This window comes from Isoptericola sp. NPDC057191 (assembly GCF_042670225.1).
Taxonomy (GTDB): Bacteria; Actinomycetota; Actinomycetes; order Actinomycetales; family Cellulomonadaceae; genus Isoptericola.
In genome coordinates this window covers 1-18,946 of sequence record NZ_JBHUWC010000067.1, presented here as the reverse complement: position 1 = coordinate 18,946, position 18,946 = coordinate 1, and the positions used below count along the sequence as shown (strand labels likewise).

The following is an 18,946-nucleotide window of genomic DNA, read 5'->3' as shown; positions in this document are numbered from 1 at the left end:
GTCCTCGACCGGGCGGCCGCCGCCCGGGCGGCGCTCCGGGCGGCGGAGCAGCGCACGGGTCGCGGCCGGACGACGGAGCCCGACGCCGGACGGCTGCTGCCGGTGCACCCGGGGCTGGCCGGGCTCCTTCCCGGAGGCGGTCTGGCCGCGGGCACGGTGCTCGCGGTCCGTGGCTCGACGACGCTCCTGCTCGCCCTGCTGGGGGAGGCGTCGCAGGCCGGGGCGTGGGTCGCGCTCGTCGGGGCCCCCGCGGTCGGGATGCTGGCCGCCGCGGACGCCGGGATCGCCCTCGGGCGGACCGTGCTCGTGCCCGCCCCCGGACCGGACGCGCCTGCCGCCCTCGCCGCCCTGCTCGACGGCATGGACGTCGTGGTCGTCGGGCCCGGCGCCACGCTGCTGGACACCGACCGCCGCCGTCTGGCCGCACGTGCCCGCGAGCGGGGCGCGGTGCTGGTCGCGCAGGCGGCCTGGCCCGGTGCGCACGTCACCCTCGACGCCCGGGGCGGCACCTGGTCCGGCGTCGACCACGGGTCGGGGTGGCTGCGCCGGCGGACCTTGCGCGTGCGTCGCACCGGGCGCGGCTCCGCCGCCCGGCCGGTCGAGGTCGAAGTCGACGTGCCGCTGCGGGTCGAGCGGGTGCTGGGGGGCGAGCCCGTCGCGCCGGGCCTCGGCGGCGAAGGAGTCGTGGGCGCGGACGTGCGTGACGACAGGCGTCGGGAGCGGCCGGGCGCCCGGCTGCGGGTGGCGTGATGGTGGCGACAGCGGGCGCTGCGGCAGCGGGTGCTGCGGTAGAGGGTGCTGCGGTAGAGGGCGCTGCGGCGTCGGGCCGCGTTCCAGAAGGAGGGTCCCGGACGGCCGTGCTGTGGGTGCCGGACTGGCCGGTGGTGGCGGCGCTGGCGGGCGCAGGCCTGGACGCGCACGTCCCCGCCGCGGTGCTCGGCGCGCGGTCGGGCGGCGGGGCGGGCGCCGGGCACAGCGTCGTGGCGGTCTCCGCCGTCGCCCGCGCGCAGGGGGTGCGGCGCGGGATGCGGCGCCGGCAGGCGCAGGAGCGGTGCCCCGAGGTGGCGTTGCTGCCCGCCGACGACGCGCGCGACGCCCGCGAGTTCGAGCCCGTGGCGCTCGCCGCCGAGACGGTGGTGGCAGGCCTCGAGGTGGCGCGGCCAGGACTGCTCCTGCTGCCGGCCGGCGGGGCCGCGCGCTACCACGGCTCCGAGCTCGCGCTGGCGCAGGCCCTGGCGGGCGCGGTCGCCGCGCGCACCGGGCACGAGTGCCAGGTGGGGGTGGCCGACGGGCTGCTCGCGGCGGTGCTCGCCGCCCGCGAGGACGCCGTCGTGCCCACGGGCGGCTCGGCGGCGTTCCTCGCCGACCGGCCGGTGGGCGAGCTGGTGCACGCCGTCTGCGACCCGGCCGGGGTGGCCGCCGTGCGCGAGGCGGCGGGGCTCTGGTGGCGGCTGGGGCTGCACACCCTGGGCGACCTGGCCGCCCTGCCCGCCCCGAGCGTGCAGGCGCGCTTCGGCGACCTGGGGACCTGGGCGCAGCGCCTGGCCCGCGGGGAGGACCTGCGCCCGCCGGCCCGCCGCCGCGTGGAGGAGGACCTCGCCGTCGCGGAGGAGCTGGACCCGCCCGCCCTGCGGGTCGACGTCGCGACCTTCGCCGCCCGCCGGCTGGCGACCGCGCTGCACGACCTGCTCGCCGCCCGCGGCCTGGCCTGCGGCCGGCTGCGCATCACCGCGCGCACGGCGGGCGCCGACCTGGGCGGCGACGACGTCGGTGCGGGGGAGGGCGCCGTGCTGGAGCGGGTGTGGCGCACGGACGACGCCGCGGCCGGCGGGATGAGCGCCGCGCGGATCACCGACCGCGTGCGGTGGCAGCTCGAGGGCTGGCTCACCGCGGCGTCCGCCCGGCGCGGGTCCGACGCCGACCCCGTCGTCGCGCCGATCGCGCACCTCGCGCTGGCGGCCGAGGACGTCGTCCCGGCGACGACGCACCAGCCCGGCCTGTGGGGGGCGGACGCGGGCGAGGGGGAGCGTGCCCGGCGCGCGCTCGGGAGGGTGCAGGGGCTGCTCGGCGGCCACGCCGTGCTCACGGTGGAGCTGCAGGGCGGCCGCGGACCACGCGACCGGGTGCGGCTCGTGCCTTTCGGCACGGAGGGGGGAGCGGGTCGAGACCCCGACCGGCCCTGGCCCGGCGCTCTGCCCAGCCCGGCACCCGCCGGCCTGCCCGACGAGCCGGTGCCCGCCCGGGTGCTGGACGCGGCAGGGCGGGACGTCGTCGTCGACGCCCGGCTCGCGATGAGCGGCGAGCCCGCGACCGTCGTGTGCGGTCGTGAGCCGGGCCGTGCGGGAGGGGACGGTGCGGCGGAGAGCCGGGACGCGACCGGTGTCCGCGACCTGGCGACGGTGACGGGCTGGGCGGGGCCGTGGCCGCTCGCCGAGCGCTGGTGGGCCGCCGACGGGGGAGCGCGCCGCGTCTACCTGCAGGCGGTGCTCGACGACGGGCGGGCGCTGCTGCTGGCGCAGTCCGGCGGCACGTGGCAGGTGGAGGCGATCTATGACTGAGACGACGCGACGGGGGAGCGCGGGCGGGTACGCGGAGCTGCACGCCCACTCGGCGTTCAGCTTCCTGGACGGCGCGTCGCACCCGGAAGAGCTGGCGGCCGAGGGTGCGCGGCTGGGGCTGGAGGCGCTCGCGCTGACCGACCACGACGGGCTGTACGGGGTGGTGCGGTTCGCGGAGGCCGCCCGGAAGGTGGGGCTGCCCACGGTCTTCGGCGCCGAGCTGCACCTCCCCGCCCCGCTGACGCCCGGTGCGGCGCCGGGGACGGCCGGGAGCCGGCCGGTCCTCGACCCGCCGACCGGCCTGCCCGACCCGCGCGCCACCCACCTGCTGGTGCTGGCCCGCGGCGACCAGGGCTACCGGAACCTGTCCCGCGCGATCGCGACCGCCCACCTGGAGGCGGGGGTCAAGGGCAAGGCCCGCTACGACCTTGAGCGTCTCGGCGCCGCGGCGGACGGCGAGTGGCTTGTGCTCACCGGGTGCCGCAAGGGCGCCGTCCGGCGCGCCCTGACCGCCCCCGGGCCGGGCGGCGGCACCGGCGCGGCCCGGCGCGAGCTGGACCTGCTGGTCGACACCTTCGGCCGCGACAACGTGGCCGTCGAGATCACCGCGACCGGCGACCCCCGGGACGCCGACCTGCACGCCGCCCTCGCCGCGCTGGCCCGCGACGCACGCCTCCCGCTCGTCGCGACCACCGCCGCGCACTACGCCCGCCCGCGCGACGCCGACCTGGCGGGCGCGCTCGCCGCCGTCCGGGCGCGGTCGTCGCTGGACGGCCTGGACGGCTGGCTGCCCGGCGGTCCGGTCGCGCACCTGCGCTCGGCCGCCGAGATGCGCTCGCTGCACCGCCGGCACCCGCAGGCCGTCGCCGCCGCCGCGGCGCTCGCCGCGGAGTGCGCCTTCGACCTGCGCCTGGTGGCGCCGAACCTGCCGCCCTACCCCGTGCCCGACGGGCACGACGAGGCGACCTGGCTGCGCGAGCTGGTGCGGCGCGGGGCCACCGACCGGTACGGGCCGCGCCCGGGGCCGGACGGCGCCGGCGACGCGCGGGCGTGGGCGCAGATCGACCACGAGCTGCGCGTCATCGAGGACCTGACCTTCCCCGGCTACTTCCTCGTCGTCTACGACCTCGTGGAGTTCTGCCGCCGGGAGGGCATCCTGTGCCAGGGCCGGGGGAGCGCCGCCAACTCGGCGGTCTGCTACGCGCTCGGCATCACCGCCGTCGACGCCGTGAAGCACGGCCTGCTGTTCGAACGCTTCCTCGCCCCCGAGCGCGACGGGCCGCCGGACATCGACATCGACATCGAGTCCGGGCGGCGCGAGGAGGTCATCCAGCACGTCTACACCACGTTCGGGCGCACGCACGCGGCGCAGGTGGCCAACGTCATCTCCTACCGGCCGCGCTCGGCCGTGCGCGACGCGGCCCGCGCCCTCGGGTACGACGTCGGCCAGCAGGACGCCTGGAGCAAGTCCATCGAGCGCTGGGGGTCGCTGCGCGGGCCCGACCCCGTCAGCCCGGCGGCAGACGCCGCGGCGCAGGCCGCCCGGGCGGCGGCAGGCGCACCGGGTCCGCAGGGTGCGCAGGGTTCGCCGGGTGCGCAGGGTGCGGGCAGCCCGACGAACCGGACCGCCGCCAAGGACGCCCGGGTGGCCGCGCTGTGGGGGCCGGCAGAGTCGCTCCCCGGGAACGACCGGCCCCACCAGGGGCACCTGCCGGGCCAGGGGCGGCGGGATTGGACGCCGTCCCTGGGCTACCGGCGGGTCGTCGACCCGCTCGCGACGGACGAGGGCGACACGCGTCGCGCGGACGACACCCACGACGTCGTGCCCGAGCACCGCCCGCCGTCGGCCGAGGAGGAAGGGCAGATCCCCGCGCCGGTGCTCGACCTGGCCGACCGCATGCTGCGTCTGCCCCGGCACCTGGGCATCCACTCCGGCGGGATGGTCATGTGCGACCGCCCGGTGATCGAGGTCTGCCCCGTGGAGTGGGCCCGCATGGAAGGGCGCACCGTGCTGCAGTGGGACAAGGAGGACTGCGCGGACGCCGGGCTGGTGAAGTTCGACCTGCTCGGCCTCGGCATGCTCACCGCGATCCGGTACGCGTTCGACTCGGTCGCCGAGCACACGGGCGAACAGCTCACGCTGCACGGCCTGCCCGACGACGACCCCGCGGTGTACGACCTGCTGTGCACCGCCGACACCGTCGGCGTGTTCCAGGTGGAGTCGCGCGCCCAGATGGCGACCTTGCCGCGCCTGCAGCCGCGGGTGTTCTACGACATCGTCATCGAGGTCGCGCTCATCCGGCCCGGGCCGATCCAGGGCGGGTCGGTGCACCCGTACATCGAGCGTGCGCGGGGTCGCGAGCCGGTGACCTTCCTGCACCCGCTGCTGGAGAGCTCCCTCGGCAAGACGAAGGGCGTGCCGCTGTTCCAGGAACAGCTCATGCAGATGGCGATCGACGTCGCGGGCTTCACCCCCAAGGAGTCCGACCAGCTGCGCCGGGCGATGGGCTCGAAGCGTTCCGTCGAACGGATGGAGGAGCTGCGCGGCCGGCTCCTGGAGGGGATGCGGGCCAAGGGGGTCGACGACCCCGCCGTGCGGGAGGAGATCTACGACAAGCTCAAGGCGTTCGCGGACTTCGGCTTCCCCGAGTCGCACGCCTACTCGTTCGCCTACCTCGTGTACGCCAGCTCGTGGCTCAAGGTGCACCACCCGGCCGCGTTCTACGCCGGGCTCCTGGCGGCGCAGCCGATGGGCTTCTACTCGCCGCAGTCGCTGGCCGCGGACGCACGGCGCCACGGCGTGCAGGTGCTGCGCCCGGACGTGAACGCCTCGCGGGCGCTCGCTGGCGTCGAACGGCTGACCTCCCCGCCGGGCGAGGCGGCCCGTCGCGCCGAGACCCCGGCGGCCGACCAGTTCGGCCCGCCGCCGGACCCCGCGCTCGCGGTGCGCCTCGGGCTGTCGGCCGTGCGCGGCATCGGCGACGACCTGGCGGAGCAGCTGGTCGCCGAGCGCGCGGCGCACGGGCCGTTCCGCGACCTGCGCGACCTGGCCCGCCGGGTCGGGCTGAGCACCGCCCAGCTGGAGGCGCTCGCGACGGCGGGCGCCACGGAAGGTCTCGGGGCAGGACGCCGGGAGGCACTGTGGGCCGCGGGCGCCCTCGGCCAGGAAGGGCCGGGCACCCTGCCGGGCGTGTCCGTCGGGGTGGACGCCCCGACGCTGCCCGGCATGACGCCGGTCGAGGTGGACGTCGCGGACGCCTGGGCCACCGGCATCACACCGGGCTCGACGTCGCCGCTGGAGCACGTGCGGGACGGGCTCGAGCGGGCGGGCGTGCTCACCGTCGCGCAGGCGTGCGCCACCGAGCCCGGCCGGCGGGCGGCGGTGGGCGGCGTCGTGACGCACCGGCAGCGCCCGGGCACCGCGGGCGGCGTGACGTTCCTGTCGCTCGAGGACGAGACCGGGCTGCTCAACGTGATCTGCTCCCCGGGCCTGTGGCGCCGCTTCCGCACCGTGGCGCGCAGCGCCCCCGCGATGGTGGTCCGCGGCCGGATCGAGAGTGCCGACGGCGCGGTCAACCTGCTCGCGGAGCACCTCGCGCCGCTGCGGCTGCCGGTGTCCACCCGGTCGCGGGACTTCCGGTGACAGCGCCCCGCGGGCGACCGGGACGGGGGCTGTCTAGCCTGACGGGCATGGTGACCGGTCTCCGGATCGCACCGGCCGACGCGGACCGGTTCGACGACGTGGTGACGATGCTCGACCCGCGTGGCCGGGGGCAGGTGTGCTGGTGCCTGCACTGGCGTCAGCCACGCGGCCTGCCCGTGGACGGCCGGCGCGAGCACCTGCGCGACCTGTCGGGCCGCGTCCCCGCGCCCGGTCTCCTCGCCTACCTCGCGGAGGACGGTCAGCGGGACGGCGAGCACGTGGCCGACGATGTGGTCGGGGATGTGGTCGGGGAGGTGGTCGGCTGGGTCGGCCTCGCGCCCGTGTCCGCGGCGTCGTCGCTCCAGCACTCCCGCGTGCTGCCCCGCGTCGAGGAGGCCGAGTGGCCGACCACGTGGGCCGTGATGTGCTTCGTCGTCCGGCCGGGGTACCGGCGGCGCGGGATCGCCCGCGCCCTCCTGGAGGCCGCCGTCGACTACGCCCGCGACCACGGGGCGCGCGCCGTGCAGGGGTTCCCGGTCGAGCCGGCCCCGGGGCGCAGGGTCCCCGTCGGCGCGGCGTTCGTGGGCACGGTCGGCCTGTTCGAGTCGGTCGGCTTCGACCGCGTCGGGGAGACGGCCGCGACGAGCGGTCGCCTGCCGCGCTGGGTGCTGCGCCGCGAACTCGTCCCGAGCGGCGGCTGAGGCTCACCCCGTCCGGCCCGGCCGAGTCCGGGCCGCTCCGACGTCTCCGGCGTCTCCGGTGTCTCCGGCGAGCGTGCCCTGCCGCCGCGCGCGACGTCCGCGGGCCAGCTCCGTCTCCAGAGCGTCGAGCGGCTGGGCGAACGGCGTTGCGAAGTGCGCCAGCCAGAGGCGCGCGACGTCGAGCCCGGCGTCGTCGACGGCGTAGAGACGGCGGGTGCCCTCCGCGCGAACGGTGACGAGGCGCGCGTCCCGCAGCACCCGCAGGTGCTGCGAGACCGCGGGCTGGGAGATGCGGCCCTCCGCCTGCAGTGCCTCGACCAGCGCGCCGGCCGGCTGCTCGCCGGGGGCGAGCACCTCGAGCAGCCGACGTCGGACCGGGTCGCCCAGCGCCTCGAAGACGCCGCGCCGGCGCGACGGTGCGGCGCCGGCCGGTCCCTCGGGCATCAGGCCTCCGGCACGGTCGTGTAGAACGCGACGGTGCGCTCGGCGGCCGCGCGGGCCGCGACGGGGTCGTCCCCGTCGGCGACCGCGGCGTCGGCCCAGCCTGTCGCCGCGAGACGCGCGAACGCGACGCCGTCGGGCGAGAGCGTCCACGCCTCCGCGACCTGCGGGTCGAGGGGGGTCGCAGGGTCCGCGACGTGCAGACCGAGCCCCATGAGGCCGAGGTCCCAGCCGACGCCGGTGGCGCCCGGGCCGTACTGGTCCCACAGCTCCTGCGGCACGACGGCCTCGTGCACCAGCTCCAGCACCGTGCCGTCCTCGGCGGGCGCGAGGGTCACGGAGAGCCACGAGACCGAGCCGCCGAACTCCCACGTCACCGCGAAGCCGTCGGGGGCGGTGCACCGCTCGACCGTGCCCCCGGCGTTGCCCTCGAGCTGGTACCGGCCGCCGACGGCCAGGTCGCCGGTGACGGGCAGGAACCAGCGGCGGATGCGCTCGGGGGAGGTGACCGCCTCCCACAGGTCGGCGCGGTCGGTGGCATAGGCACGGCGGGCGACGGCGATCTTCGTCGGTGCACCGTCCCGCTCACCGGTGCGGATCTCCCGCGCGACCAGGCCGGCGGTGGCCACGGGGTCGATGGTGATGGTCATGACGACTCCTCCGGGTCCGTTTCTATAAGTGCATGCTTATACAAAACCACGGATCGCGCCCCGGGGGAAGGGGGGAGCGCGCGGACGCTCAGTCGGCGGGTGCCAGCACGCAGACGGCGAACGTGGTGCGTCCACGACGCAGCAGGTAGCGGACGTCTTCGCTCGCCCGCTCGGCGGCGAGCTCGTCCCGGTAGCTCCATCGCACCGCGACCCAGAGCAGCCCCCAGCCCGCCTCGTCGACGGCCCGGACCTCAGGGACGGCGGCGACGGCGTCCGCGGCCTCCTGGGAGACGGGCCGCGTCCGGTGGAGCTCCAGGACCTGCTCGGGCGACGTCATGACCGTGGAGCTGGTCTGGCCCGCGTGCAGCGCCGGGAGGTCGAACCGTTCGAAGAGGTCCTCGAGGTCTCCTGCGCCGAGCGCGAGGCCGAGGTCCGCGAAGAACGCTGCCAGCGCCTCGTCGTCGTACGCGGCCGGTGCACCCATCCGTCCACGGTAGCCCCGTGACATCATCGGCGCTCATGAGCCCCCGTCATGCACGGATCCTGCCTGCAGCCCTCGGCCTGCTCACGGTCGCGGTGGTGGCCGGGTGCGCCACCACCGAGCCGGCCTCGTCGCGGGAGGTCGCGGACGCCGCGGCCCGGTGGGGGGCGGGGCCGCAGTACGTGCTGACCACGTCGGCGGAGGGCTTCGAGCCCGTGGCGATGGCCGCGGGTGCCTACGGCACGGACGGGTTCTCGCTGATCTTCAGCGATGCCGTGACCGGCAGCATCTTCCTGCTGACCGCCGTCGGCGGTCAGATGAGCGTGGACGACTGCTCCGCCGCGCCCCTGACGGACACGGGCGGCGGCTCCGTGGAAGGGCCCGTCAGCTGCGTCGAGGAGGGTGAGCTGCTGCGCCGGACGTCCGGCGACGCGGAGGAGTACGTCCAGGCGCGCGACGAGGTGCTGGTCCGGGTGTCGGGGCTGACGGCCGACCACGACGCGCTCCGGGAGGCCGCGGGGAACGTCCGGGTGCCGACGTCGCAGGAGCTGGACGACCTCCTCGCCGAGGCGCCTCCCGGCGACCAGGCGCCGGTCGAGCGCGGCGACCTGCCCCCGGGCGACGGCGCCCCGGACAACGGCGTGGGCGCGGGCGGCTGACACCCGCGCCCCCGCCCACCCCTGCCTCCGTCCGTGCCCCCGTGCGTGCCCGTACTGCCCAGGCCTGGCCGATGCCTCACCAGGCCTGGGCGAAGACCTCCGCGAACAGCTCGTCGGGGTCGACGTCGAGGCCGCGGGAGACGAACCACGTGCACACGTTGCGGCAGTCGCGGTGCAGCAGGTCCGCGCCGAACGGGTTGGCCACGAGGTCCACGACCTGGGGCAGGTCGATGATCACGAGCCGCCCGCCCTCGTCGGCGTCGGCCACGAGGATGTTGTACGGCGACAGGTCGCCGTGCGCCCAGCCGAGGCGGGCGATGACGCCCATCCCGTGCCGCAGCTGGTCGAACCAGTCGGCGAGCTGCTCGGGCTCGGGGCGCGTGCGGGCGAGCCGGGGCGCGGCCTCGGCTTCCCCGTCGGCGGTCTCCTGGCCGACGAACTCCAGGAAGATCTCCGTCGCGTCGATCTGGACGGGGTAGGGCACGGGGGCGCCCGCGTCCCAGAGCCGGGACAGCGCCAGGAACTCGGCGTCCGCCCACTGCGTGGCGGCCACGGCCTTGCCCCAGGAGGACTTGCGGTCCTCGATGGCGCGCTGGTCGCGCGTGCGGCGCACGCGGCGGCCGTCGGTGTACTCGCCGTCGCGGTAGAACTGCCGGTGGTCCCGGCTGCGATAGCGCTTGGCGGCGAGCAGGCTGCGGCGGTCCGGGTCGCCGGGCACGGCGCGCTCGACGAGGAAGACGTCCGCCTCCTTGCCGGTCTTGAGGACGCCGAGCTCGGTGTCGAGCGCGGCGTCGGCGGTGACGACCCAGTCCGGACGCGGCTCGGGGCCGCGCTGGCCTTTCGTCACCGAGGTCCAGGTGGACCACCGCTGGTCGGGGCCGGGTTCCACGGGCAGGTCGCCGGCGACGTCCTCGCCGAAGGGAGAGAGGGAGAGGGGGAAGACAGGTGAAGAGACGAACGGGGAAGGGGTGTGCTGGTGCACGCGAGACTCCTGCTCAGGACGAGGAGCTCGAGCACGGCCCCTCAGGTTCGGGTGGTGTCCGCCCGCCGGAGCGTCTCCGGGAGGGCGCGCATGACGACGACGTCCATCGCTCTGCCCTCCTTCGTGTGCTGGCCCGCGCCGATCGCGTGCCGCCTGCCGGAAGCATGCCAGGGCGCCTCGGGGCGGTCCACCCTTTTATCCGCCGTCTCGGCGTGGCTCAGGAGCCGAGCGTGCTGACCCAGCCGGACACGTTCTCCCACACCGGCTGCGTGTCGTACCCCATCTGCTGCAGCGCGGCCCAGGTCACGCCGACGACGGCGTAGAGGCTGACGGGGGTCATGACCAGCCACTCGCGCCACGACCCGGCGTCGCCGAGGACGGGCAGGGAGAGGTTGCCGCCGTCGCGCCACACCTCGTCGAACGGCAGCACCCGGTAGCGGCGCACCCAGTACGGGGAACGGAACCTCAGCGGCCACAGGAGCGGCACGCCGGCGGTGGTGAGGAGGTCGCCGACGACGTGCACCGCGCAGCCGAGCCCGACGCAGAACGGCATCCAGTTCCACTCCTCGGGTGCGAAGACGGCCACGCACCCGGCCAGGAGCAGCGACAGCGTCCAGTTCCACCACCGTTTCCCGTCGGTGACCTTCCAGGCGCGCAGCGCGAAGGCGATGAGCAGGACGGCCATGATGCCGGGGCCGACCAGCACCTCCCCGAACGCCTCGGTCTGGAGGGACACCATGCCCATGACCCACGCGATCGCGGTGAAGACGGCGATGCCGAGGATCGAGTGGGTCCCGTTGCGGTGCCCGCCGGAGAGGGCGGCGACGAGCTTCGTGACCCCCTCCGAGACGGGGGGCAGCGAGTGCGCGATGGTGCCGCTGTGGTGGTCGGCGTCGGGCAGCAGCGCGGCACCCGCGCAGACCAGCGCACCGGTCATCACCCCGACGTCCGACACCGGGTGCCAACCGAGCGCGAACGGCGCCGTCGACGTGACCGCGACCCAGGCGGCCGCGCCCGACGCGGCATGGTGCCCACCCATCATGACGTCGTCATTCTCCTGTCCGGACACGCTTGTCCAGTTCCGCACCCTTGACCGGTTGGTCCGGCCAGGGGGACGGTACACGGCGGCACCGACGGCCGGGCCCGCTCGGTGTGCTCAGGGCGTGGGCGGGCCCTCGTCGGGCACGCCGAACACGTCGACGAGGTCGCCACCGCTGAGCGCTCGCGCGGCGTTCACGAGACCCACGTGGCTGAACGCCTGCGGGGTGTTGCCGAGCTGCCGACCGGTGGCGACGTCGTACTCCTCGCTGAGCAGGCCGACGTCGTTGCGCAGCGCGAGCAGGCGTTCGAAGAGCTGCACCGCCTCGTCGTGCCTGCCGATCCCCTCCAGGGCGTGCACGAGCCAGAAGCTGCACACGAGGAACGTGCCCTCGCCTCCCGCCAGCCCGTCCACGCCCCCGTCGGCGTCCTGCCGGTAGCGCAGCAGGAGCCCGTCGGACGTGGACAGCTCGCGCTGCACCGCCTCGACCGTCCCGACGACCCGCGGGTCGTCCCAGGGCAGGAACCCCACGCGCGGGAGGAGCAGCAGGGAGGCGTCGAGGCCCTGAGACCCGTAGAACTGGGTGAAGGTCTGGCGGTCGGCGTCGTACCCGTGGGTCAGCACGTCGGTGCGGATCTCCTCGCGCAGCGCCTTCCACCGGTCGAGCGGCCCGTCGAGCCCGAAGTGCTCGATGCCGCGCACCGCGCGGTCCACCCCCGCCCAGGCCATGACCCGGGAGTGCACGAACGCCCGTCGTGGGCCGCGCACCTCCCACAGGCCGTTGTCGAGGTCGCGCCAGTGGCCCTCGAGGAAGTCCATGAGCGCCGTCTCGAGCTGCCAGGTCTCGTCCTTCGCGCCGAGCGACGACGACCGTGCCAGGTCCAGGCACACCAGCACCTCGCCCCACACGTCGAGCTGCAGCTGTCCGGCGGCGGCGTTCCCGACCCGGACCGGGCGCGAGCCTTCGTACCCGGGCAGCCAGTCCAGCGTGCTCTCGGGGATCCGCCGTCGGCCGTCGAGCCCGTACATGATGTGCAGGTCGGCGGGGTCGCCGGCGACGGCGCGCAGCAGCCACTCGCGCCAGGCGCCCGCCTCGGCGGTGTGCCCGGTGCTCAGGAGGGACAGCAGCGTGAACGCCGCGTCGCGCAGCCAGCAGAACCGGTAGTCCCAGTTGCGTTCGCCTCCGAGGTCCTCGGGCAGGGACGTCGTGGCGGCCGCGGCGATGCCGCCGGTGGGGTGGTAGGTGAGTGCCTTGAGGGTCATCAGGGAGCGGTGCACGGCCGAGGACCACCGACCGTCGTACCGGGTGCTGCCGACCCACGAGGCCCAGAACCGGAGGGTGTCCTGCAGCGCCGGCTCGGGGTCGGCGGACCGTGGGGGCCGGACGTGTGACGGGAAGTGCGTGAGCACGAACGGGACCCGGTCCTCGGCCGTCACCTCGAACTCGGCGTGCAGGTCGTCGAGGGGGCCGCCGCCGTGCGTCAGGTGCACCGGTGTCACGACGCTCACCGCATCCGGTCCTGCGACCGCGCGCAGCACGCCGTCCTCCACCTCGCTCACCCAGGGGGCGACGCTGCCGTAGTCGAAGCGCAGGCGCAGGTCGCACCGCATCCGCACCCGCCCCGAGACGCCCTCGACGATGCGCACCAGGTCAGGTGCCTTGCCGCGCGGGGGCATGAAGTCGATCACACGGACGAGGCCGTCGGGCGTCTCCCACTCGGTCTCCAGCACGAGGCTGTCGTCCCGGTAGCGTCGCCGCGTGCAAGCCCCCCCCGCCGCGGGGGCGAGCTGCCACGAGCCGTGGGAGTCGTCGCCGAGCAAGGCGGCGAAGCAGGCGGGGGAGTCGAACGCCGGCAGGCAGAGCCAGTCGACGGAACCCGTGCGACTGACGAGGGCGGCCGTCTGCAGGTCACCGACCAGGGCGTAGTCCTCGATGCGCTGTGCCACGTCGTCACGGTAGGCCGTCGGCGGTTTGCAGGAGCCCCGCCTCGCCGTGCTATGTTTTTCCACGCACCGAGACGGCGTGAGAGCGCCGCCGAGGTCCACTCGTCCGGGTGGCGGAATGGCAGACGCGCTAGCTTGAGGTGCTAGTGCCCTTTATCGGGCGTGGGGGTTCAAGTCCCCCTCCGGACACTCAAGCAATACTCAGGCAACTCCCAGGTTACTGGTTGGATGTCTGAACAGCGGGACTGAGGGCGATCATGCTTGCGCATGGTCGCCCTCAGTGTTTTGCACTAGCCGTAGGCCCCGTGGCGGGGAAGCTCACCCAGGTCGTACGGCAAGAAATCACGGCCAGTCGGGGTGGTGCTCCGCCCAACCGCCGCCTGGCGGCTGGTTCATCGGCTCAGAGGGCCCGCCGTATCGCCATTCGAGGAATCTCCCATCTCCGGTGTGCTGGATGCCCGACCCCAGGACCCATCCGGTGATCGTTCTTCGCCACGCCGTGAAGATCTGCCCGTCGGCGGCCGTAGCGGTACGCACGCCGTGGTCTTCGGGCAGGCCGCGCTTGACGAGGCTTGCGGTGCTGTACACCGCGGGTACGAGGTCGTCGCGAAACCTCCCGTATTGCGCGTGGCGCGGCATCTGGGATGTACAGAGCAGGCCGAGCACCGTCCGGGTCTCGCTGAACTCGCGGCGATCGACGCGTGCACCGTCTCCGTCTACCGCGTTGCTGCCGGCGTGGGCGTCCAGGCGAGTTCTTCGCTTCGCTTCGGCGAGCTCGCGACCCGCGGGCTGTGCCCATTCGACGACGACGTCGAGCAGGCTCCAACACTTGGCGCTCTGAATCTCCGTGTCGTACCCGAGTTCGCGTCCATGCAGGATGCCATGACGGCTGAGACGACCGGACGTCTCGGTGGTGCCTGCGTTCGCCGAGAACACCGCGCGCAGAGCCTCCAGCCCGCTGGCGATGGACGCGAGGCGTCCTGGGTCAACGACGTCGGCGCGTTTCGGCGACTTGGAGAAGAACAGCTTGCCTTCGGAGACGTCCGTCACGATCCCCTCGGCCTGGGCGAGCACGATCGGCACGCTCGCCTCGTACGCCCCCACGGCGTGGTGGGCGGCAGCCTTCTTGAGAAGACGGCGACGATGAAAACCGATCTGCTTCAGCTCAGGGTCTGCGGATCCGATCGCCCCTGCGCGCCTAGCGACACGGTTCGACCGTTGCTCGTCCCAGAGCTCGGCGAGCAACTGATCGGCCGCGTCTCCATCGCCCGACTCGAGGAAAGCGCAGGCCTCGGCCAGGGAGGGGACCGGTAGGTTGGTGACGCCCCACCCACGAGGGACAAGGGCCACGTGCGCGCGTGCGAACGTGCGCTGGAGTCGTTCGGACTCGGACGCGATTCGGCGCAGTTCCTTGCCGTGTGTGCCGAGGAGCGAGCCGAACGCGGCCATCGCCTTCATCTGCTGACGCTGCTGGCCGCCAGGGTCGAGAGCTTCCGCGATCTCCTCGAGCACGATGTTGACCGGGTCGTCCTTGGGGTCGAGGTTCGGTGGCGGCGGCAGATCGGTCACACCCTGAGGCTAGCGGCGCAGGGTGTGGAGTGGTCTTCGGATCTGCCCTTGGCGCGGACGAGTTCTGGATGGTTGGAGCAAGCCGTAGCGGGGGCTCCAGGCGGGTCGCCGTGCCTGGTTCGTTAGTTGGGAAGGGTGCGGGGTGGTCGGCGGGTGTTGCGCGCTCCGCGAGCCTGGCCTGGCACGGCGAAGCGGAAGTCGAGACGTAGTGGTAGGTCCGTTCGATCCAGGTGATGATCGCGATCCGCAGCTGCTCGCGGGTGGCCCAGCGGCGCCGATTCAGGACGTTCTTCTGCAGCAGGGAGAAGAAGGACTCCATGGCAGCGTTGTCGCCGGCAGAGGCGACCTGGCCCATGGATCCGACAAAGTCGTGGGTGCGTAGCGCGGCCAGGAGTTTCCGGCTTCGGAACTGGCTGCCTCGGTCGCTGTGCACGATGCAGCCGGCCACCTCGGCGCCGCTGATGCCGCGTCTGGCGACGGCCGAGCCAAGCGCGTCCACTGCAAGGAAGGACTTCATCCGGTCGCTGATGGAGTACCCCACGATCCGGTTCGAGTACACGTCCTTGATGGCGCAGAGATAGATCTTGCCCTCGACGGTGGGGTGCTCGGTGATGTCCGTGAGCCACAGCTGGTTGGGTTCACTTGCAATGAAGTCCCGTCGCACCAGGTCGTCGTGCGCGGGCGGACCGAGCTTCTTACCGCCCTTGGTGCCGCGCTTCTTGCCGAACACCGACCACCAGCGCCCGTCCCGCACGAGACGCCACATCGTGCGGTCACACGCCTGATGTCCTGTCTCGCGGGCCACGTCGGCCAGGAGTCGGTACCCGAACTCCGGATCGTCCCGGTGCGCGTCGAACAGGGCGTTCGCGGGGTAGGCCTGCTCGAGATCCGTCGCGGTGACCGGGGCGGTGAGCCACCGGTAGTAGGGCTGTCTGGCGAGTTGGAGGACCCGGCACGTCACCGCGACGGGGATCCCGTCAGCAGCGAGCTCTCGGACGAGCGGGTACATCATTTTCCCGGCAGATGCGCCTGCGCGAAGTACGCCGCGGCCCGACGCAGCACCTCGTTCTCCTGCTCCAGCAGGCGCACCCGCTTGCGCGCCTCACGCAGCTCGGCCGACTCCGACGCGGTCACGCCGGGCCTGGCGCCATCCTCGACGTACAGCCTGATGCAACCAGCTACGCAGGCAGGACTCGCTGATGCCGAAGTCCTTCGCGACCTGCCTGACCGGGATCTCGCCCTGGCGGGCGGCCACGACGTCGTCGCGGAACTCCTTGGGTTGGGGTCTGGGCACGGGACGCATCCTTCCAGCAGCGCCCGAAGGCACCACAGGTCAGGTGTCACCCATCCGTGCAGCAGACCCAACAGCCCGCTACTGGGTGAGTCGCACCCGCAGGCGTTCGACCCCTTCCGGCAGAGTCATGCGGTGCGGGTCGATCGTCATGAGTTGACTTCCCTGGAATTGCTCGAAGCCGAGGTCGCCCCAGACCTCAACGAGCCTGACCTTGCCCGCTCGGATTTCCTCGTCCGTGCCCGAGTGTGCGTACTGGTACGGATGTGCATGCAGAGCTATGAGCCCGACGTCCTGGCTGCGCGCGATCTCCAGCAGGGCTAGCCCGAGGAGGTATCGGCCCACGCCGCCAAGGTGTTGCCATTCCGTCTCGACGCTCACCCGGTCGACGATGATGAGGTCGCCCCAAGGCTTCTCCAAGCCGAGGCTCTCGTCCCATTCGTCGGCGTCCCTCCCGACGAGGGGAACAAAGGCCGCTGTGTCTGCATCTGGCGCGTCTAGCGCGTCCAGGAGGTTGGCGCCATCCTCGGTGGAAATCCGGAACCCCGTTGCAGCCAAGACGCCCTCACCCTGGCCAAGGGCTTCGTCGCCGCGCGCCACCGAGACTAGCGCCGTCCAGCGTGTCGGATTCTCGAAGGTCGGCGTACCGCTCTCGTAGGTTCGGAAGATGCGCGTCTCGACATCTACTGCCACTAGCGCGTCCACAAGGTCCTCGCGCGACATGCGACGCTGGGGCTCGGTGCTCATGCCTCATCCTCGCGGCGATGGATCACGGGTGAAAGTGGGGCAGCGTCCCGCCCGCTGTCCCGTTGCGGCGTAGGCGTAACCTCTCCGCATGGGTGCCGACGCCGACGCCGATCAGCAGGCTGCGGTATCGATGCTCCCGCTGCCTCCCCTCGAGGGGGCGGACACCCATCTACGAGTGGCTCACGCCGCGCACGGCTTCAACGAGCATGGTCGCCGCGTGCTGCACGATTGGTTGGAACTGACACTGCCCATGCCAGTCAGCGACACCGTTAGCCCTGCCCGCCCGGAGCCGCCCGACGGCTCCACGGTGGTCGACGGCGCCCACCGCTCCGCGCCGTCGGATGACGCCTGGCCGCGTAGTTCCCTAAGCGGGACTACAGATCCCCTGCAGCCACCACAGGTGGTGTCGCTGCCGCTGCTCCTGCGCCTAGGATCCCAACAAGCGCGGGCCGCTCGGCCCGCAGCGTTTTGCAAGGGGGAGCCGCTTGGGCCCGGACCTGTTTATCTCGTACGCGTGGACGACGGACAAGCATTGTGAATGGGTTCATCTACTTGCCGCGGGGCTCAAGCACCTGGGATTCGACGTGTTGCTCGATGCCGACCTCGACTACGGCAACGACCTCAACGGCTTCATGCGCCGCGTCGCAGACGTGAGACACGTCCTGCTCGTTGTAGACGAGAACTACATCGAGAGAGCCGACAACATGCCCAGCTCGGGGGTAGGCAAGGAGACCGCGTGGATCTCGGAAATCTTCGATGATCGCGAGCCTGGATGGCTATCTGCGGTCTACGTCGACAACCCGGGCTGCAAGCTGCCCTCCTGGCTCGACGGCAAGATGTTGAAGGGGTTCGACTTCAACTACAGGCCGCAGAGCGAGCAGAGGTTCCCTGGTGCCGCGCAGATCGAAGATCTCTGGCGCTGGATCGCTGACCTCCCCGCCAATCGCGACCATGCGACGCCCCTCGCGACGCTGCGGGAGCGCGCCACCCGCTTGGAACAGCACGCCTTGCGAAGCGAGCCCTCGCAGTGGCGCAGCCCGGACCTCTCGGGCGAAGTCCGCTTTTCCTACATGCATGCTCCGGGCTACACGTACACCTGGGGCGTGGGTGACTCCGAGTTCGGCTTGCGCGTCAGCCAACACTCGGGCAAGTCGGTCTATGTGTACAAGGACCCGATCGGGGCGGTCGGCCTCATCGGCGGCCGGGTGCCCGCCGATGCTGACCTCGACCAGGTCCTCACCCCAGGCCGGACCGTCACTCCGAGCGTCGGGCAGGCTGTCGTCCTCATGAACGCAGACGGCCGGCTCGCCGTCGTCGAGATCCTCGACGTGCAGCGAGAGGTCAACGGCGAGACCTACATCGCCCCTCACGTGACGTTCCGATGGAGGGTGGTCGAATCCTCATGAGCCTTCGCTTCCTGACCGTCAAGGACGACGCCGACGACCTTGCGATCTTAGAGAGCCAGGTCTACACACTGGTCAAGAAGGGCGAGGTGCCGGCGATCCAGGTGGGGCCCAAGCGGGTGTGGCAGACCGAGCGCACGAGGCTTGAGGAGTACATCGAGCGGCAGTACGCGGTAGGACGTGACGCTGTCAAAAGGGCCGAACCGTTCTGACCGGGCGCCGCACGCCTCGCCGCCAGGAGCGCAAAAAAACGCACCAGGGCTGGACGCTGGCGAAATGATGGGGGCACGGCGATGACGACCTACGTCTGCTCCAGCTCTGCCCCGGCAGTTCGGCCATGCTGGCGCGCGAAGGCCCGCGGCCGGTCATCGGGCATGATGCTTGGCGCCTTCTTGCGCCCGGCCGCAGCGTCGAGGCGGGCCGGGGCGAAAGACGCAACCGATGGGTAATGCAGGATGCATGCCCGGGCCGGCTATCATGAGGGAAGACTTCCGGCGCGAGAGCGTCGGCGGGATCCGAATGAGACAGCGGATCGAGACACCCTCGTCGCTCCACACGACGAGGGCGTCTCGCTGTCTCAGCACTCCGATCAGCCCCCGGGACTCCCCGGGATCGGCGCCCCGCCAACGTCGAGAACTGATCGGTGACGTCGACGCGAACTAGCAAATCGATTCGATGATGTTTCCCCAGGTCAGGCGGCATGCGGGACCACCAAAAGGCGTGACGATAGTGGATAAGTCCCCTCCGGACACGCAGGCAATGCTCAGGAGTCCTTCAGTCCTTCAGTCCTTCGGACGGGAACCTGGACGGCAACGCAGAAGGCGCCCACCCCTCGGGG

Annotated in this window: 15 protein-coding genes, 1 tRNA gene and 1 pseudogene; 8 read left to right on the top strand and 9 right to left on the bottom strand. The window is 73.0% G+C overall.

Translation table 11 applies throughout. The features are described 5' to 3' along the window. The 4 genes from ACFT55_RS10620 to ACFT55_RS10605 all read left to right on the top strand — a co-directional run. Positions 1 to 750 (top strand): hypothetical protein (locus ACFT55_RS10620; protein ID WP_380243792.1); only part of this gene is annotated, 750 nt, incomplete at its 5' end. A gap of 107 nt (positions 751 to 857) precedes the next feature. Then, a complete protein-coding gene (locus ACFT55_RS10615) occupies positions 858 to 2,558 on the top strand; it encodes a DNA polymerase Y family protein (protein WP_380243791.1) in 1,701 nt (566 codons plus the stop codon). After that, positions 2,551 to 6,201, top strand: coding sequence for a PHP domain-containing protein (locus tag ACFT55_RS10610; protein WP_380243790.1), 3,651 nt, complete (start codon positions 2,551 to 2,553; stop codon positions 6,199 to 6,201). Before ACFT55_RS10615 ends, ACFT55_RS10610 begins: the two co-directional genes overlap by 8 nt. A gap of 47 nt (positions 6,202 to 6,248) precedes the next feature. Continuing rightward, positions 6,249 to 6,902: a GNAT family N-acetyltransferase gene (locus ACFT55_RS10605; protein WP_380243789.1), complete on the top strand. Its 654-nt coding sequence runs from the start codon at positions 6,249 to 6,251 to the stop codon at positions 6,900 to 6,902. Positions 6,903 to 6,905: 3 nt separating this feature from the next. Here ACFT55_RS10605 and ACFT55_RS10600 read toward each other — a convergent pair whose 3' ends face one another. The 3 genes from ACFT55_RS10600 to ACFT55_RS10590 form a co-directional block, all read right to left on the bottom strand. Next, on the bottom strand, positions 6,906 to 7,346 hold the full coding sequence (locus ACFT55_RS10600) for an ArsR/SmtB family transcription factor (RefSeq protein WP_380243788.1): 441 nt from the start codon (positions 7,344 to 7,346) through the stop codon (positions 6,906 to 6,908). Continuing rightward, positions 7,346 to 7,993 (bottom strand): SRPBCC family protein, encoded by a 648-nt coding sequence (locus ACFT55_RS10595; protein WP_380243787.1) that lies wholly within the window; start codon positions 7,991 to 7,993, stop codon positions 7,346 to 7,348. Before ACFT55_RS10595 ends, ACFT55_RS10600 begins: the two co-directional genes overlap by 1 nt. Positions 7,994 to 8,081: 88 nt before the next feature. After that, on the bottom strand, positions 8,082 to 8,477 hold the full coding sequence (locus ACFT55_RS10590) for a hypothetical protein (RefSeq protein ID WP_380243786.1): 396 nt from the start codon (positions 8,475 to 8,477) through the stop codon (positions 8,082 to 8,084). Positions 8,478 to 8,512: 35 nt separating this feature from the next. Between ACFT55_RS10590 and ACFT55_RS10585 the strand changes: the two genes are divergently transcribed. After that, entirely contained in the window at positions 8,513 to 9,133 is a 621-nt protein-coding gene (locus ACFT55_RS10585; protein WP_380243785.1) for a hypothetical protein, read from the top strand. 76 nt (positions 9,134 to 9,209) lie between these two features. On the opposite strand, the gene ACFT55_RS10580 is transcribed toward ACFT55_RS10585, so the two are convergent. The 3 genes from ACFT55_RS10580 to ACFT55_RS10570 all read right to left on the bottom strand — a co-directional run bounded on the left by ACFT55_RS10580 (position 9,210) and on the right by ACFT55_RS10570 (position 13,101). Beyond that, positions 9,210 to 10,115 (bottom strand): serine protein kinase RIO, encoded by a 906-nt coding sequence (locus ACFT55_RS10580; protein ID WP_380243784.1) that lies wholly within the window; start codon positions 10,113 to 10,115, stop codon positions 9,210 to 9,212. Positions 10,116 to 10,332: 217 nt separating this feature from the next. Next, positions 10,333 to 11,157, bottom strand: coding sequence for a metal-dependent hydrolase (locus ACFT55_RS10575; protein ID WP_380243783.1), 825 nt, complete (start codon positions 11,155 to 11,157; stop codon positions 10,333 to 10,335). A gap of 114 nt (positions 11,158 to 11,271) precedes the next feature. Then, positions 11,272 to 13,101, bottom strand: a complete 1,830-nt coding sequence (locus ACFT55_RS10570; protein ID WP_380243782.1) for a glycoside hydrolase family 15 protein — start codon at positions 13,099 to 13,101, stop codon at positions 11,272 to 11,274. A gap of 101 nt (positions 13,102 to 13,202) precedes the next feature. Between ACFT55_RS10570 and ACFT55_RS10565 the strand changes: the two genes are divergently transcribed. Further along, positions 13,203 to 13,287: transfer RNA gene (locus tag ACFT55_RS10565), tRNA-Leu, on the top strand. Between the two features lie 153 nt (positions 13,288 to 13,440). On the opposite strand, the gene ACFT55_RS10560 is transcribed toward ACFT55_RS10565, so the two are convergent. The 3 genes and pseudogenes from ACFT55_RS10560 to ACFT55_RS10550 form a co-directional block, all read right to left on the bottom strand. After that, positions 13,441 to 14,667 carry a hypothetical protein gene (locus tag ACFT55_RS10560; protein ID WP_380243793.1) on the bottom strand — a complete coding sequence of 409 codons (1,227 nt, stop codon included), beginning with the start codon at positions 14,665 to 14,667 and terminating at the stop codon, positions 13,441 to 13,443. A gap of 208 nt (positions 14,668 to 14,875) precedes the next feature. Further along, positions 14,876 to 15,961: pseudogene (locus ACFT55_RS10555) on the bottom strand (IS3 family transposase); the annotation flags it as partial. 78 nt (positions 15,962 to 16,039) lie between these two features. Further along, positions 16,040 to 16,705, bottom strand: a complete 666-nt coding sequence (locus ACFT55_RS10550) for a hypothetical protein (RefSeq protein ID WP_380243781.1) — start codon at positions 16,703 to 16,705, stop codon at positions 16,040 to 16,042. A gap of 485 nt (positions 16,706 to 17,190) precedes the next feature. Between ACFT55_RS10550 and ACFT55_RS10545 the strand changes: the two genes are divergently transcribed. Together ACFT55_RS10545 and ACFT55_RS10540 are read left to right on the top strand one after the other, a co-directional pair. Next, complete coding sequence (locus tag ACFT55_RS10545) at positions 17,191 to 18,111, top strand: toll/interleukin-1 receptor domain-containing protein (RefSeq protein ID WP_380243780.1); 921 nt, start codon at positions 17,191 to 17,193, stop codon at positions 18,109 to 18,111. Beyond that, positions 18,108 to 18,320, top strand: a complete 213-nt coding sequence (locus tag ACFT55_RS10540) for a DNA-binding protein (RefSeq protein WP_380243779.1) — start codon at positions 18,108 to 18,110, stop codon at positions 18,318 to 18,320. Before ACFT55_RS10545 ends, ACFT55_RS10540 begins: the two co-directional genes overlap by 4 nt. Positions 18,321 to 18,946 lie beyond the last annotated feature (626 nt).

Bases quoted from the DNA above. Each gene is read 5' to 3' on its own strand.
- ACFT55_RS10590 (WP_380243786.1), bottom strand. From the start codon at position 8,477: ATGGGTGCACCGGCCGCGTACGACGACGAGGCGCTGGCAGCGTTCTTC.
- ACFT55_RS10575 (WP_380243783.1), bottom strand. From the start codon at position 11,157: ATGATGGGTGGGCACCATGCCGCGTCGGGCGCGGCCGCCTGGGTCGCG.
- ACFT55_RS10610 (WP_380243790.1), top strand. From the start codon at position 2,551: ATGACTGAGACGACGCGACGGGGGAGCGCGGGCGGGTACGCGGAGCTG.
- ACFT55_RS10600 (WP_380243788.1), bottom strand. From the start codon at position 7,346: ATGCCCGAGGGACCGGCCGGCGCCGCACCGTCGCGCCGGCGCGGCGTC.
- ACFT55_RS10595 (WP_380243787.1), bottom strand. From the start codon at position 7,993: ATGACCATCACCATCGACCCCGTGGCCACCGCCGGCCTGGTCGCGCGG.
- ACFT55_RS10585 (WP_380243785.1), top strand. From the start codon at position 8,513: ATGAGCCCCCGTCATGCACGGATCCTGCCTGCAGCCCTCGGCCTGCTC.
- ACFT55_RS10550 (WP_380243781.1), bottom strand. From the start codon at position 16,705: ATGAGCACCGAGCCCCAGCGTCGCATGTCGCGCGAGGACCTTGTGGAC.
- ACFT55_RS10605 (WP_380243789.1), top strand. From the start codon at position 6,249: ATGGTGACCGGTCTCCGGATCGCACCGGCCGACGCGGACCGGTTCGAC.
- ACFT55_RS10540 (WP_380243779.1), top strand. From the start codon at position 18,108: ATGAGCCTTCGCTTCCTGACCGTCAAGGACGACGCCGACGACCTTGCG.